The organism is Ruegeria sp. BK1 (assembly GCF_056535645.1).
Genome location: NZ_JBQFIS010000001.1, coordinates 2,598,648 through 2,613,963 on the forward strand (window position 1 = coordinate 2,598,648; position 15,316 = coordinate 2,613,963).

The 15,316-nt window shown below is 54.4% G+C and carries 12 protein-coding genes; 2 read left to right on the top strand and 10 right to left on the bottom strand.

Annotation, left to right across the window (positions count from 1 at the left end):
* Positions 1-3: 3 nt before the first annotated feature.
* The 3 genes from ACR3E7_RS12985 to ACR3E7_RS12995 form a co-directional block, all read right to left on the bottom strand.
* Positions 4-2,748, bottom strand: a complete 2,745-nt coding sequence (locus ACR3E7_RS12985) for an AsmA family protein (protein ID WP_480503535.1) — start codon at positions 2,746-2,748, stop codon at positions 4-6.
* A 112-nt stretch (positions 2,749-2,860) separates the two neighbouring features.
* On the bottom strand, positions 2,861-4,486 hold the full coding sequence (locus ACR3E7_RS12990) for a L,D-transpeptidase family protein (protein ID WP_480503536.1): 1,626 nt from the start codon (positions 4,484-4,486) through the stop codon (positions 2,861-2,863).
* A gap of 129 nt (positions 4,487-4,615) precedes the next feature.
* Positions 4,616-5,014 carry a helix-turn-helix domain-containing protein gene (locus ACR3E7_RS12995; RefSeq protein ID WP_480503538.1) on the bottom strand — a complete coding sequence of 133 codons (399 nt, stop codon included), beginning with the start codon at positions 5,012-5,014 and terminating at the stop codon, positions 4,616-4,618.
* Positions 5,015-5,358: 344 nt separating this feature from the next.
* On the opposite strand from ACR3E7_RS12995, the gene ACR3E7_RS13000 reads away from it, so the two are divergent.
* Both ACR3E7_RS13000 and ACR3E7_RS13005 read left to right on the top strand, forming a co-directional pair.
* Positions 5,359-6,498: an alpha/beta hydrolase gene (locus tag ACR3E7_RS13000; protein ID WP_170791589.1), complete on the top strand. Its 1,140-nt coding sequence runs from the start codon at positions 5,359-5,361 to the stop codon at positions 6,496-6,498.
* Positions 6,499-6,762: 264 nt separating this feature from the next.
* Positions 6,763-7,812, top strand: a complete 1,050-nt coding sequence (locus tag ACR3E7_RS13005; protein ID WP_170770724.1) for a GlxA family transcriptional regulator — start codon at positions 6,763-6,765, stop codon at positions 7,810-7,812.
* Here ACR3E7_RS13005 and ACR3E7_RS13010 read toward each other — a convergent pair.
* From ACR3E7_RS13010 to ACR3E7_RS13040, 7 genes are read right to left on the bottom strand one after another with little or no spacing between them, the layout of a single operon-like run.
* Positions 7,772-8,704: a 3-hydroxyacyl-CoA dehydrogenase NAD-binding domain-containing protein gene (locus ACR3E7_RS13010; RefSeq protein ID WP_170770726.1), complete on the bottom strand. Its 933-nt coding sequence runs from the start codon at positions 8,702-8,704 to the stop codon at positions 7,772-7,774. The genes ACR3E7_RS13005 and ACR3E7_RS13010 overlap by 41 nt on opposite strands.
* Positions 8,704-9,435, bottom strand: a complete 732-nt coding sequence (locus tag ACR3E7_RS13015) for an SDR family NAD(P)-dependent oxidoreductase (protein ID WP_170770728.1) — start codon at positions 9,433-9,435, stop codon at positions 8,704-8,706. Before ACR3E7_RS13015 ends, ACR3E7_RS13010 begins: the two co-directional genes overlap by 1 nt.
* Positions 9,435-10,853, bottom strand: a complete 1,419-nt coding sequence (locus tag ACR3E7_RS13020; protein ID WP_480503539.1) for an aminobutyraldehyde dehydrogenase — start codon at positions 10,851-10,853, stop codon at positions 9,435-9,437. Before ACR3E7_RS13020 ends, ACR3E7_RS13015 begins: the two co-directional genes overlap by 1 nt.
* Positions 10,854-10,863: 10 nt before the next feature.
* Complete coding sequence (kce, locus tag ACR3E7_RS13025) at positions 10,864-11,796, bottom strand: 3,5-dioxohexanoate:acetyl-CoA acetone transferase (RefSeq protein ID WP_170785378.1); 933 nt, start codon at positions 11,794-11,796, stop codon at positions 10,864-10,866.
* Positions 11,796-12,590, bottom strand: a complete 795-nt coding sequence (locus tag ACR3E7_RS13030) for an SDR family NAD(P)-dependent oxidoreductase (RefSeq protein WP_170785380.1) — start codon at positions 12,588-12,590, stop codon at positions 11,796-11,798. Before ACR3E7_RS13030 ends, kce begins: the two co-directional genes overlap by 1 nt.
* Entirely contained in the window at positions 12,590-14,122 is a 1,533-nt protein-coding gene (gene betC / locus ACR3E7_RS13035; RefSeq protein ID WP_480503540.1) for a choline-sulfatase, read from the bottom strand. Before betC ends, ACR3E7_RS13030 begins: the two co-directional genes overlap by 1 nt.
* A complete protein-coding gene (locus ACR3E7_RS13040) occupies positions 14,119-15,240 on the bottom strand; it encodes an aromatic ring-hydroxylating oxygenase subunit alpha (RefSeq protein ID WP_170785384.1) in 1,122 nt (373 codons plus the stop codon). Before ACR3E7_RS13040 ends, betC begins: the two co-directional genes overlap by 4 nt.
* Positions 15,241-15,316 lie beyond the last annotated feature (76 nt).

Consider the following 15,316-nt stretch of genomic DNA (forward strand, 5'->3'; position numbering starts at 1 on the left):
CGATTATTGCAATTGATTGATGTCCGGCACACATGGCTGCCTGTCGGCAGGCATGGCATCAGCGCCTTCCGGGGCCTTGTTTCTCGACCCACCCACATCCAGCTTGAACTTTGGTGACGTAAGCTGGCCCGTTACATCAAAGGGCCAAGCGCTTCGGGATAGGGGTTTGCCAACGCGCCGCGGCTCCGCTCTTATTGCTATCGTATCGTTCAGCCAATCCACTTGCCCTTTTGCAACCAATTGAACCGATCCCGTTTCAATAACGATGGAGTTTGAGCTCACCCGCCCAGCTTGAATTTCAACCGGGGCGACCACGCAAGTGATGTCGGTATAGCCTTGTCGGAACTCCTCCGAAAACAGCCATGGGAAGATGCCCAGCCCGGCTAACTCCAGCAAACTGGTACTGATATAGCCCTGTGACATCGACAAAGACGCATTGCCACGCATGGAATTGATGAAGGCCTTGCCTGAGGCGGTACTGCCAGAAACGTTGAACTCTCCGCTCAAACGGCCATAGGCATCAATACCAATTCCCAATTCATCAAGGATCTCACCGAATTCCCATCCCGAGGTTGATCCCGACAATGAAAGCCTATCGGGTGAATCAATCAGGTCCATGACCGCCCGAAGGCTGAAGTTTCCGCCATCGTAAGCCAACTGAAGGGGGCCGAAATCCACGGTTCCTTCTTTTGCTGACAATTGGCTTGAAACAGACGTTACACCTTGCTGGCCTACAATCTCTTTGAATTCGATCTGTACCTCGACGTCAGCTTCTCGTAGCACGCGCTGCACATCCAGAAGATCGGCAGGTTTCCCTTTTTCCTTTGGCAATACCAAGGGCTGCACGTCTGTCTCCTTCGGTGAAACTAAAGGTTGCACTTCGGCTTCAGGTTCTTTTGAGGTCTCCCCTACCAGACTTTTCAGTTGGTTCAGCACGGCAGTCAGGTTCTTCAGGTCGTTGAGATCGAGCTTTTCGCTCGTGATGTTGCCCCGAACAACAGAAGTGCCCTCGGGGAAATTTGCGTTCAAAGTCGCAAGGAGATGCGAAGACCCGGCTTCGAACTGGATTGCGGCATCAAAGTCCTCGCCCTGTTTGGAGGTTTCAGCATCGATAGCTAGTGCCCCGAGCTCGACAGGTTGTAGATTAACTGCGGTCAGAAACTCGACGCTGTCGTCGACATCCAATTCCACATCAAAATCGAGACCGGCCAGCCCTTTTAGCTCGTTGACGGATAGTGCAAGATCAAGCGCCCATAGATCGGTGTCGTAAGTGGTCGCGTTAAACCTGTTGAGAGAAACCGGCCCGCCCGCATTGGATACGTTGAAGTCGGCTTTGATGCCGCCGAACTGGTCAACGTAGTCTTTATCGAGGTTGGGCAAAATCAACTTGGCGGGCCCGTTTAGCTCCCCATCGAAAGTCACGTCCTGAAGCTGAAGCAGATCGAGGATTTCACCTTCGGCTTTCAGGACAGGCTCTTCAATTGGACCGGCTTGTAGCGCAATGCCCAACATGGCGAGCCGTCCGTCTGGCATGCGGCGAATGCTTTCGATTGAGGCTGGGCCGATTACGTCCAGCCCTTGGTCAAATGCATTGGTTTGGAACAGCAACTTCTCGAATTCGAAGGAAGCCAGGGATCCGACCATATGCATTTCAAAGCCAGTAAACTTCAGTTCTTGGATACTTTTTGCTGCTGGCGGCGGCTGTCCTTCCGGATGAAGCCGTGCGTTGAAAAGCAGATCGACGCCCTGAGCGGTGTAGAGGTCATCTATTGAACCTTCAGCTTCGAGTTTTTGTCCATCCTCCAGGCTTACGGTAGTTGTAAACGCCTCGATCTTCAGGGCGTCCTGAGACACGAGCTCAGCCTGCAACTGGCCATTCCCTTCCAAAACGCGTTCCAACCCAATGACATCTAGAAAATCACCGAATTCACCGGTGTCCATCTCCAACACAGCTCGATAGCCACCACCTTCGTCTTCCGTGAAGGGCTCGCCATCATAGCTCACGGTCATTTCTCCAAAACTCGCTCGCGTCTTAAATGGCGCGTCATGGGGGTAGTCGCCTTCGATTTCGAAACCCTGACCGTTTACGGAGCCGGAACCAGAGACCTTTGTTCTTTGTCCATTATCTACTTGTTCGAGCGCGAGTGACTGAAGGTCAAACACAAACGAGAAGCCCGAGACCTTGTCGTCGATGTTTAACCCGATTGACGTGAAACTGACGTTCTTGTCGCTCAGGAAGTTCAGGATCCCACTGCTTTCGGAGTCGCTTTCATCGATACTATCAGCGCTAGCTACGTCTTTTTGATCATCCGCTGATACAGGTTCCTCGGATACGGGCCCGGGTGTTGGCCTGCCTTTTCGCCAGCTTGTTGTGCCGTCTGCGGCTGTAAGAAGATTTGCTTGGAGCCCTTCCACGACGAGATTGTCAAAATACAGACGACCGTTGGTCAAGGCGACAATGTCCAGCTCCAGTTCCAGCAGGTTCAACTCTACAAGAGGTGACTCCGGCATTGTCTGGCTCGGGATGACCACGCCACCGACGTGAATGTAACTCGTGCGGCCAAGCGCGACGCTTACATCATCGTTGACAAGAAGTGGCCGACCAATTTGTTCCGAAAGAACTCTTTCCGCAAGGCCGCGCCGGATGTCCGAGAACATCGGAGCGGCAAGCAACAACCAGACAAAAGCGACGGCAGCGAAGGCGAGAAATGCAACAAGCCCAACTATTCTTACGAGCCAAACCCTCATGTGCTCCCCTATTGCAGCTCACACTGCTTCGAATTTCTGCCAATTGGAGGTCACCAATCCTACTAGCAATTTAGCACACTCAGAATAGCGCATCTCTTTGAGGATGACGTGTTCATCGGTCCAAAGCCGCAAGTATTCGAGCATCTCGTTCGTATGGGTCCTCACGGAAATGAACAGCCCCATCTTCAACCCACGCAGTCCAATAGGTCAAAAGGACCGGCATGGGCTTGGGTAGGTTAACGCGCGTTGTCTTCCCGCTATCGAGAATGGATTGCATCTTTTGCCGGCTCCAGTCCGGCTCTCCCTCCATCAAAAGGCTGGCAAATTCGAACGGATACTCAAGACGCACGCAGCCGGAACTTAGGTTCCGCTCATTTCGGTCGAAAAGGCTGCGGTCGTTGGTATCATGCAAGTATACTGCGTATTTATTGGGAAACATGAACTTGACTAAACCTAACGCATTGTCTGGGCCCGGCTGCTGAACCAAAGTGACGCCGGGATTCTTTGCCCCCCAGTTCACAGCGTTGGCAGGAATTGTGTGACCGTCTTTGTTCCGAACTAAGTAGTTGTTGCGCGCCAGATAGGCAGGATCCTTGCGGATGCGCGAAAGCTTGTCTTTCCGAAAAATCGAGGCGGGAACGGTCCAAGTCGGATTGAATTCCATGTATTCAATCTCATCTCGGAACACTGGGGTTTTGCGGTAGGCTGAACCTGTGATTGATCGGGTGGTCCAAAGCGTCCCGCCAGATGTGACCAAGTACGTACGAGCGCCTGCAATATTTACCAGCACGAACTCTTCGTCGATTTCCCGCATGAGCCAACGGCCTCGTTCCAGGCTGAGGCGCAACTTGTTTATGCGATCTTCGACAGGTTTGTTGAGAGACGCGAAAGTCTTACCACCAACGACGCCATCTGCTTCCAAGCCATGACGATTTTGAAAGGATTTAACCAACTGCACCAAGTAATCGTCATAAACCCAAGCTGGATCTATGCCGTTTTGCCTGATTTCTGGAAATTCATTTGTTCCATCGTAGCCTTCTGTCGCTAGCCTTTTTCGCAGTTCGGCGACGGCAGGATCCACCATTTCCGGCTTCAGAACTGTTTCTTCGGGGACTTTGTTCCAGCCTCCCTTTGATGCAATAGCTCTGTATTTGCGCAATGCATCAACGAGCATCGTATATTGCGCATTGTCGATATCGATGCGTTCAATCAAAGCGCTGAAGCCTTCACCTTGAAGAAATTGGTTCAATACAATGGAAGGGTCTTGTTGAATTACTGGTTTTGAGAAGTTCCAATCGTCGTCCAATGCGTTTGGATCGACTTTTCCAAAAACCAAATGATGCACGAGTTTTACTGCGGCGTCGGTTGCCAAAATGTCGAACAGGGCTTTATTTGAGGCATCGCCAGCCTGTGAGTCTTTGAAAGCGGATCGAAGCTCTTCTAGCTTGAAATCACTCGGCGTAAAGCCCTGATCAATTGCTCCATCCAACTCCTGAAATAGTTCGTCGACCAATTCAAAACTTGTCCAAGCTGGCGCAAATTCTCTGTCTGTATAGAAACGAGGCACAAGGATTCCTGCGTCCAAACTCTTACTGTTAGAAACTGTGCCACTCGCATTCGTATTTGACCGTAGCAGCGCTTCTATCTGCTCCGAGACTTGGTCTGCTGCGCCTAAATTGGGGCAAGTCACCAGCGTTGCAGTCAGTACAGTTGCTACCGCTGATCTAAGAACTTTCACCGTCCCCTCCTAAACAGCCAATCTATATGTGGGTGCTTCGAAAAAGGATACTCCAACATTTTGTATAATCAAATCGTAATTTGTTGTTCTCAGGTTTTGCTGGCAAAGCGGACATACTTCACGGGCAAATCATCGACCATCTAGGTCGTGCCTTAACCGGCAAGGCGACGATCCAAACCAACGGCGACACGTTCGTGTAAACGCACTTAGGTTTTTGTAGCCCAAGTTCTTTCCAATCTTTGTTATGGAAAGGCGCCCCTCGGTCAACCATTGCTCCGCCTGACGCATTTTCGCGCTGCCTACGAGTTCTGCCCCTGTGGTGTCGTGTCTTGTAAGTTCTCTTTGCAGCGTTTTAGAATGCAAACCGATGAATTTTGCAAACCCGTCCAAGCCGGGCCATGCGGAGTAGTCAATCACAGAGAATAAGTAGGCCAAGTCGAGCACTTTTTGAATGGGACTGTCCGCTTCCGTCGCCTCGTTTCGTTCAAATTTTGATTGCTGCATCAACCAAAACGCGGGGAACGACATACTAACCTATTATTGCGTTCTGTTGTCTTGGGTTTTTTTGGCAAAATGGCGAAGTCGAATGAACACTGAACGGACGGCGGCAAATATGTAATCGCACTGCTGGCTGCGACCGAATGCACAATCAGATCCGATTTGGCGAAGGTCAGGCATTAGAGAACTAGGGGTTGGCATGTGTTTGTTCCTTGTGTGACGTGAACACTGTGCCTTCGCAGGCGGGCGAATACTTGAAGAGAGCATCCAGATTTTCTTGAGAAAAATTAGGCCTTCTCGGATTGCCCACATTGAGTCATGCTTAGTCTATGAGGGTCACTTTCGGAGATTGCGCGGTCGATACTGATCGGCAGATGTTTTGGAAGTCAGGTAAATCCGTACGTCTTGAGCCGCAGGTTTTCGGCGTGTTGGAATACTTCTTGCGGAATCCAGAAATAGTGGTCTCGCGCGACGATCTTGTCGAAAATGTCTGGGATGGCAGGATTGTCTCAGATTCAACTATTTCAACCAGGATAAATGCGGTCAGACGGGCCATCGGCGACAACGATCGTGCGAACCGCATGCTCGAAACGCTGAGTAAGCGGGGGTATCGGTTCTCTGTTGAAGTCTCCAGCGTCGCGCGGACAAGCCCTGATACACCTAAACCACGCTCTGATCGCCAGATCAGCAAAGCTGCTCGATCCGCGGATGGCACTGTCATCGCCTACGCTACTAGCGGCGAAGGTCCACCTTTGATGAGGGCCGGGCAATTCCTGACGCATCTGAATATGGATTGGGAGAGTGAAGTCAGGCGACCGACGCTTGATCGCCTTGGCGCACATTTTTCTCTTACGCGATACGATCAGAGGGGGACCGGGCTTTCGGGAGCCTCCGCGACGGACTTCACGCTTGAACGGCTGGTCGAAGACATGCTTGCTGTGGCCGACGACGCTGGACTCGAACGCTTTCCGATCTGGGCGACTTCACAGGGGGTGCCTGTGTCGCTGGCATTCGCGGCCGCCTATCCTGAGCGCGTAAGCCGAATGGTTCTGTACGGTGGTTTTGTTCAGGGCCGCGCCGTCCGTGAGCCCGAACCCAACTCTGTTCAGGCGGATACCTTTCTTGACCTCATATCAGAAGGTTGGGGCAAGCCAAGCGGTGCATTTGGCAAGGCTTATGCGACGTTATTTATGCCCGAAGCATCGGCGGTACAGATTGATGACATGTGCAAGATGCAGTTGGCCTCTGCATCACCGGACACAGCGATCGAACTCAGGCGTTCGATAGACACCTTCGACGTATCAAACATCCTCGACCAAGTACGGGTGCCGGTCCTCGTAGTTCACACAACTGAAGACTCCGTCAATCCAGTAAGCCAATCTAGCTTGCTGGCCTCTTTGCTGCGAGATGCACAGTTGAGAATCGTGGAAGGTAGAAATCACGTACCTCTGCCAGGAACAGACGCATGGGAAACGATTATGCATGTATCGCTCGATTTCCTAAGGTCTGCTTAGTCCGCATTGCTGTCATTGGGACATCGCGCGGCAGCGGTCAAAATGGGCTCGCTGCCGTCGTTAGTTGCGGTTTGCCCAAATGACCGTTTCGCGGACAAAGCGGATAGTCAAATGAAGTGCGGGAATTTCTGCTGTCGACCATTTGCTGACATCTGGCATTTACCGTCGATGCAGAGATGCGGCCCCCCAAGGCGACATTCGCTGCGGCCGCAACATAAGCGCAGTTCATTTGACAAATTCAGACGCGTTTTGACAAAATCAGACATGTCCAGTCCAATCATAACCCAGCATGAAATAATCGCTCTCGTGACTCCACATTTCAATGCGTCGGCGACAACGTCGTTCATTGATCCGTTTCGCGTGGCCAACTACTTGTCGGGGAGAAATAAGTTTTCGTGGACCCTTGTCTCAGAAAACGGCGGCGGGATCGAGGCCAGCAATGGGATGCTGATTGAAACCGCCCCCGTTAAAGACGTCAATGAAAGCAACCCTTGGCTCGTTCTTGTTAGTTCAAGCTGGACGCCCGAGCGCTACACGTCGCACGAGCTTCGCAATTTGTTTCAAAAGTGGTGGCGGTCGGGCGCGATCATCGGTGGATTGGACACAGGCGCGATCATACTTGCAAACGCAGGTATGCTGAAGGGAAAGACAGCGACGGTTCATTACGAACATATCGATGCATTCATCGAAATCGCCCCGGATACGGACGTGTCTGAGAATATGTTCGTGCAAGATGACCGCATATTCACGTGTTGCGGGGGCACGGCGTCTACTGATGCGGGGCTGCGGTTAGTGCATGCGGTGGCCGGCGAGAGCATTGCGAATGCGACGGCGCGGTATCTGTTTCATCACGAGGTTCGAGGCGAAGGGCGTTCGCAGAACCCCAAAGTCGTCGAGCCAATGGGCTATGTCACGTCTGGCGTTGTGCGAGCGGCAATCGACTTAATGGAAGCCCACCTCGAAACGACGCTGTCGATACCTGAGATCGCGGAAAGACTGGGTGTCTCACAACGTCAGCTCAGCCGATTGTTCGATCAGTACGTGTACAAATCACCTGTCGCCTATTATCGCGACATTCGCTTGGACCGGGCCCGCGGACTGGTTACCCAAACCGAATTGAAATTCAGTGAGATCGCGGCCGCATCCGGGTTCAACAGTCAGGTTCATTTCAGCCGCGCCTATAATCAACGGTTCGGTTTAACACCAAGCGCAGATCGGATCGAAGGTCGCGTCCCTTTCGAGTTCCGCGCCTGGCCGATGTACAAGCCGGATCTCAAGAGCGATGCGGACGCGTCGCGATCTGCATCGCCGTAAGCATTTTGTCCCGCTTCGCGGATAGCTCCGCCGTGGTTTTGCCCTCGGATGCTTTAACCATGCCGTCGACCAACAGTTTTACGGTATAGTCGTCTAGTCGCGGATCGCCCAGATCGTCCCACCATCCGTTAAACGTGTCTTTGAAATGGTCGCAAAAACCCTGTAACCCGCCCTCACCGGCGCCAAGGTGAAACAGGGTTGTCGGCCCCATGGCAGCCCATCGCAGTCCCGGCCCGGCCCACATGGCTTTGTCGATGTCTTCGACGCTCGCCACGCCTTTGACAACCATGTGTACCGCCTCACGCCAGATGGCCGCTTGCAGACGGTTGGCAACATGTCCTGGCATCCCCTTGTTGATGCGGATGGTCACCTTGCCGATGTCGACGTAGAAGGCTTCAGTCCGGTCTAACACTCCCGCCCCTGTTTCTGAGTTAGCCGTAAGTTCGACCAAGGGGATCAGGTGCGGTGGATTGAATGGGTGACCAAGGATTAAAGGGCTTGGGTCTTTCCAACCTTTTTGTAACGCCTCCAACGTCAGACCGGAGGTCGAGCTTGAGACAATCACGCCGGGTTGCAGCAGGGGCTCTATCTCTCGGTAGGTTGCGTGTTTGAGCGTCAGCCGTTCTGGCACGTTTTCCTGCACGAACTGGGCAGTTTGCACCGCTTCACCCGCGCGCGCAACAAAGCGCAATGCGTCAGGCGTGGCGCGCGCGGTTAGCCCTAATTCGTCCAAGGCGGGCCACGCCCTTTCAATGTACTTTCGCACGTTGGTTTCCGCGTTCGGATCAGGATCGAACACCGTCACGCAGCGCCCCGCTGCAAGAAAAAGCGCGGTCCAACTCGCGCCAATGACGCCAGCACCCAAGACGGCTGTATGTACAATCTCGTCCATCAGAAAAGCCCCGGGTAAAGCGGTGACGCAGCGGTCATACCGCCGTCAATTACAAAGAGCTGACCTGTCGCGAATGCAGCTTCGTTCGAGGCCAACCAAACCGCCATGGCGGCAATATCGTCAGGCTTACCGAACCGGCGAACAGCGTGACGGGCCAGTGCGTCCTGCTTCGCTTTTGCAGGGTCGTCAGCAAGATCAAACCCTGCATCGAGCATTCCGGTTTCGATCCAGCCAGGACAAATTGCGTTGCAACGAATGTCTGGTCCGTGATCCACGGCGATGGAACGCGTCAGCCCGTGCACGAACGCTTTTGACGCATTGTAAAGCGCCATGGACGGGTCCGCGACGTTGCCAGAAATCGAGCCGATGTTAATAATCGATCCGCCTTTGGGCATAAGCGGGACAAACGCGCGGCAGCAGTTAAAAACGCCACGTGCATTTACGCCCATCACCAGTTCCCAGTCGGCATCCGTGGTATCAACCACAGTTTTCTCGACCTGCACACCCGCATTGTTGACCAGAATGTCCGTCGCCTCGGCGATGATGTTCACTGCCGCAGGATCTGACACGTTGAGCTCATGCCAAACGACATCTTCAGGCAGTCCGCCGGGTCGAGGCCCACGTCCGCAAGTCGTAACGGTCGCGCCCTCGCTCAAAAACGCGTCTACGATACCGCGGCCGATGCCTTGCCTGCCGCCCGTCACAAAAGCGCACTTGCCCGCCAACCGCATCAGTGTGCCACCATCACGTGCCGGATCGCGGTATAGGCATCCAAGGCGTAAACTGACATGTCGCTGCCTGTACCCGAGCCTTTGATCGCGGCCCACGGCATTTCGGGCGTGGCAACGCCGTGGGTGTTCACCCATGTGAAGCCATATCGCAGCTTAGAAGTCATATTCATGGCGCGTCCCACATCGCGGGTCCAAACCGAGGATGCCAAACCATAGCTGGCTGAATTTGCGATCTTCAATGCCTCTTCCGCATCCGAGAACCGGGAAACGGTGACAACAGGACCAAAGATTTCATTACAGGCAACCTCCGCGTCGTTGTCTACGTTGGCGATGACTGTGGGCTTGTAGAAGAATCCGTCGCCGTCGCCTGCGGCGCCACCTGAGACGATCTCCGCAGCGTTGCGCGCGCGGTTAACAAAACCAGCGACACGGTCGCGTTGAGAAGCGGACACAAGCGGCCCCATTTCCGTGCCTTTGGCCTTAGGCGCACCGATCTGGATCTGGTCAACCTGATCCTGAATTGCAGCTACGATCTGGTCATAAACACCATCAGCCACCATGATGCGGCAGGGTTGCGCGCAGTCCTGACCGGCGTTGAAATAGCTGCCATATCGAATCGTCTCGGCTACGGCATCAAGATCTGCGTCTTCGAATACTATGACCGGGGCCTTCCCTCCCAGTTCAAGATGCACGTGACGGATTTGCTGAGAAGCCGCGCGCATGGCCGCCATGCCGGTAGCTGGTGACCCCGTGATCGTTATCGCCTCCATCTCTGGGCTGTTGATCAACGCGTCACCAACGGACGGGCCGCGTCCGTGGATCACGTTCAGAACGCCCTTGGGAAGGACATCCTGTAATAGCTCCGCCAGACGCAGCGTAGACAGCGGCGTCAGTTCAGAGGGTTTCAGTACTAAAGGACAGCCTGTCGCAACCGGCGCGGCCAGCTTCCATGACGCCATCATCAACGGATAGTTCCACGGCGCAATTGCAGCCACAGGCCCGACTGGATCACGGCGGATCATGGATGTGTGGCCTGCAACGTACTCGCCGGTCGCAGACCCCGTCATGGTGCGAGCAGCGCCTGCGAAGAAACGAAAGACGTCGATGGTCAGCGGCATCTCGTCATCGTGCGCAGATGGCCACGGTTTGCCGACATCCAAGCTTTCCAGCTCGGCCAGTTCTTGGCTATGCGCTTCGATCACATCAGCGATCTGCAGCAGCAACGCCGCGCGCTCTGCCGGAGGGGTTCTCGCGAATGCGTCAAACGCTTCTGCAGAGCTGCGGGTCGCCGCCTTAATCTGCTCCGGGCTTGCCTCGCGTACCGCCTCGAGCACCTCGCCTGTCGCTGGGTTCAGGACATCGAGTGCCTCGCCTGTGCCTTCGACCAGCTCGCCGTTTATCAGCATTTTCGTTTGCATAGGTCCCTCCCTAGAACCCAACCTGATCGCCGCCCTTTAGCGCCAGACGCGCGCGCGCCTCTTCTGGAGTAGCAACTGTCAGACCCAGATTTTCGATGATGCTGCGGATGCGAATGACCTGCTGCGCATTTGACGTCGCAAGCTCGCCTTTGCCGATAAAGAGGCTGTCCTCCAGCCCGACGCGCAGGTTTCCGCCGCGCATCGCGCTTAGGGTGGCAAAAGGCATCTGATGCCGCCCTGCCGCCAGCACTGACCATTCGTAATTCTCGGGCCCAAACAGTTTGTTAGCGGTGTTGTGCATATGAACCAGATGATCGGGATCCGCAGCAACTCCGCCCAAGATGCCAAAGACCATCTGTATAAAGAATGGCGGCTTGATAATGCCCTGATCTACGAACCATTTGACGTTGTATAGGTGGCCCAGGTCATAGCATTCGAACTCGAATTTGGTGCCGTGATCGCCGCCGAGCTTTTCGATCGCATAGCGGATCGTTTTGAACGTGTTGGGAAAGATGAAATCTTCGGTCATCTCAAGAAACGGGCGTTCCCAGTCGAATTGAAATTCGGTGTACTTTTGCAGCATCGGGAAGATGCCAAAATTCATCGACCCCATATTCAAGCTAGCCATCTCCGGGCTGGCAGACGTTGCCGCCAAAAGCCGGTCATCCATCGACATCCCCAGCCCGCCACCTGTCGAGACGTTTATCACAGCGTCAGTAGACTGCTTTATGACCGGCAAAAACTGAGCAAACAGTTCGGGACGAGGATCAGGTTTGCCAGTCTCTGGATGGCGCGCGTGCAGGTGGATGATCGATGCACCGGCTTGGGCGGCTTCAATGCTGGCGGTGGCAATCTCAGCAGGGGTAACCGGCAGGTGCGGCGACATGGAAGGGGTATGGATACCGCCCGTGGGTGCGCAGGTGATGATAACGGACTTTGGCATCAGAGTTTCATCTGCTGAACTTGCGCCGACAGCCCGCCATCGAGCACCCAAAGCTGACCGGAGGCATAGCGCGCTTCATCTGAGGCCAGCCAATTAACCAGATTGGCAATGTCCGTGGGTGTGCCATAGGTGCGCATCGGATGCACGTCTCGCACGGCCTTTTGCAGTGTTTCAATATTGCCGCCACCCCCGCCAGAACCATCACCGTTGAAAAAACTCTGTAGCATCGGTGTATCGATGTAGCCTGGGCAGATCGCATTGACGCGGATGCCTTCGGGACCATGATCGCAAGCCATGGCGCGAGTCAGCGCATGCACCGCGCCCTTCGTGGCGCAATAGGCAGCAAGGCCGGGATCGGCGATGAACCCGTCATACGAACCGAAATTGATCAGGCTGGCGCTGCTGCCCGACTTCGCAGCTTCACGCATCAGCGGCAGTGCGTATTTTGAAGTCAGGAATGTCCCCGTCGAGTTCACAGCAAAGCTCTGATTCCATTCCTCAAGCGTGGTTTCCTCCACGGTCTTTTCGATTTCGATCCCTGCGGCGTTCACCAGAATATCCAGTTTTCCCTGTCCACGTCGCACTGCTTGCATTGCGGCGATAGCATCGGCCTCTTGCGTTACATCAAGTTTCAAAAAGATGCTGCCATCGTCGTCATGGGCATTGAGCGATCCATGGGGTGTGAGATCGGCAGCGTAGACCGTCGCACCTTCCTTTATGAACCGCGCCACAATCGCGCGTCCTATGCCGCCGCGTGCGCCAGTCACCAGCGCGATTTTTCCGTCAAGCTTCATCAATTCTGGTCCTTCAAAGGGGGATAGCGGTAGCGATTTGCGGCTGCGGTCCAATCCATATGGTTTCGCACGTATTGCTGGCTGGCGTCGCTCGGCGGGTTGTAGTCCCAACTTTCGCTTGCACCTGCTTCCATCGCAGCGTGCAGGGCCCGACGAGATTTTTGCGTTGCGATGATCTGTTTGCGCAGTGCTTTGCCATCCCAACGCGCGGCAACCTCCGCCGCAAAGTTTGACGCCGCATCGGCATATTCCGCATCTGCCGCGACATTGCGCATTTCCAAGGGATCTACGCTGAGATCATAAAGCTGAGCTGGATCACTGTCACAATGAATGTATTTCAACACCCCGCGCCGGATCATTATCACGGGATAGCCCGTCATCTCTGCGCAGTATTCACCAATTGCTTCGTCAACCGGGTCGTCCTCGCCACGCATCAAGGGGACCAAACTGCGCCCGTCTATCGGTTCACCGAGCATTGACAGGTCGCCGCCGGCAAGTTCGATAAACGTTGGCAAAAGATCCACGAGCGAAACAGCATTACGCGCTGTCCCGACAGCAACGCCCGGCCCGGCCATGACCATGGGCACCCGGGCTGAATGTTCAAAGAAGTTCATCTTGTACCAGAGGCCACGCTCGCCCAGCATATCGCCGTGATCAGCAGTGACTATGACAATAGTGTTGTCCAGTTCTCCAATTTCCTCGAGGGTCTGAACAAGCTCACCTATCTTGCTGTCAAAATAGCTGACATTGGCGAGATATGCCCGGCGGGCACGGCACACTTCCTCTTCCGTCAAGGGCACATACGAGGCTTCGATCCCGTCCAGCAAACGCCGAGAAAACGGATCTTGATCCTCAAGCTTTGGCACAAACGCCGGCATGTCGATGTTATCATCGGAGTAAAGGTTCCACCATTCGGGACGCGCCACATACGGATCGTGCGGATGGATGAAACTCGCCACCATAGCAAAAGGCGCATCCAGCCCGAGCGCCTTGTCCCTTGCGGCATTGATCAGCCAGCGTTTGGCGGCAAAAGCGACCTCGTCATCAAAATCGATCTGGAATGTCGCATGCGCCATACCGCTTTCTTTAACGGTCTGCATGTTGTGATACCACTTATCGATCCGCTCGTCAGGAGCTTCCCAATCCGGGGTCCAGGCAAAGTCCGCGGGGTAGATATCGGTGGTCACGCGATCCTCAAACCCGTGCATCTGATCGGGACCGACAAAGTGCATCTTGCCGGACAGGCACGTGCGATAGCTGAGCGATTTCAGATAATGTGCAAAAGTGGGCACTGACGCTTTGAATTCAGACGCGTTGTCATATGCCGCAATCCGGCTGATGTTCTGCCCTGACATAAAGGCAAAGCGCGACGGGGCGCAGAGCGGCGAGTTGCAATAAGCTGCATCAAAGCGCATCCCGCGCGCAGCCAACGCGTCCAAATGCGGAGTCTTGGCGATCTTATGTCCGTATGCCCCGGTGAAATGCGGCGCCAGTTGGTCCGCCATGATCACCAGAATATTCGGCCGCGTCACGCGGCACCTTTTTCGTAGGCGTCCAGAACAAGCCCGTGGAAATGGTGAACCGCGTGTTCCGATTTGCCCGAGCCATCGGGATCATGAACAATCCGCCCTTGCGTGAACGCCGGCGTATTCATCCCACGCTGCACACTTTCCACGAGGTTGATGTCTTCGACCTGAAGCACTTCGTCCAAGTATCGGATCGCATCTAACTCCATCTCGTCAGGCTCAGGCGTTTCAAGGAAAAAGTCGTAGGTTTCCAGTGTCCGATCCGGGTTCACGGGAATGATGTTCAACACAATCATGCTGGAGCGTCCGGGATAACGCATCAGGCACGTTGTCGGGTAAAGCCACCAAACGGCATGAGTCTTAACTGTCGCATTGGAAACGTCATAGGCGCTATTCGCGTTTTGACCCGCGTCCGCCATATGGCTGGAATAAATACCGTGGGTCGTCACCTTATAGGTGTCCATATCCACCAGATCGCAGAAGTCCTTGTGCGCGGTCGGGCAGTGATAGCACTCAAGGAAATTGTCGACGACGTTTTTCCAGTTCGACTTGATATCATAGGTCAGCCGATGGCCGAATGTCAGCTGATCCACATCAGGTGCCCAATGGCGCACCTCCGTTTCAAGGTTCCCGGATTGTTCAGCGAGGGGTCGCGCATTCGGATCGAGGTTAACGAAAACAAAGCCGCAGAATTCTTCGACCTGCACTTCATCAAGGCAAATTTCACCCGGGTTGAAATCAACAAGGCTCTCAGTATGCGGCGCGCGCGCCAACTGCCCGTCCAGCTTGTAGACCCAAGCATGATAGGGACACATGATCCGCGTCGTGTTGCCTTCTCCTGACAGAAGCTCGTGCGCGCGGTGCTTGCAGACATTATAAAAGGCCCGCAGAATTCCTTCCTTGCCGCGTACAATCGCAATCGGATTGCCCGCGATTTCCACGGTGCAATAAGCGCCCGGCTCGCGGGTCTTCTCAACATGACAAACCCATTGCCAAGTCCGAGCGATTACCGATTTCAGATCCGCATCGAACCACGAGTGATCCGTATAGGCCTCTGCCTTCAGGGAGTAGGAACGGGCTGGATCGCTACTGTAACCGCCAGAGATTTCAGCATCGTCGTTCATAACGTCCTCCCTTGCTTTGCAGCAGTGTAGGCAATCCAGCTGAAACGGTTTAACTAAAACCGCCGCAAGTTTAACA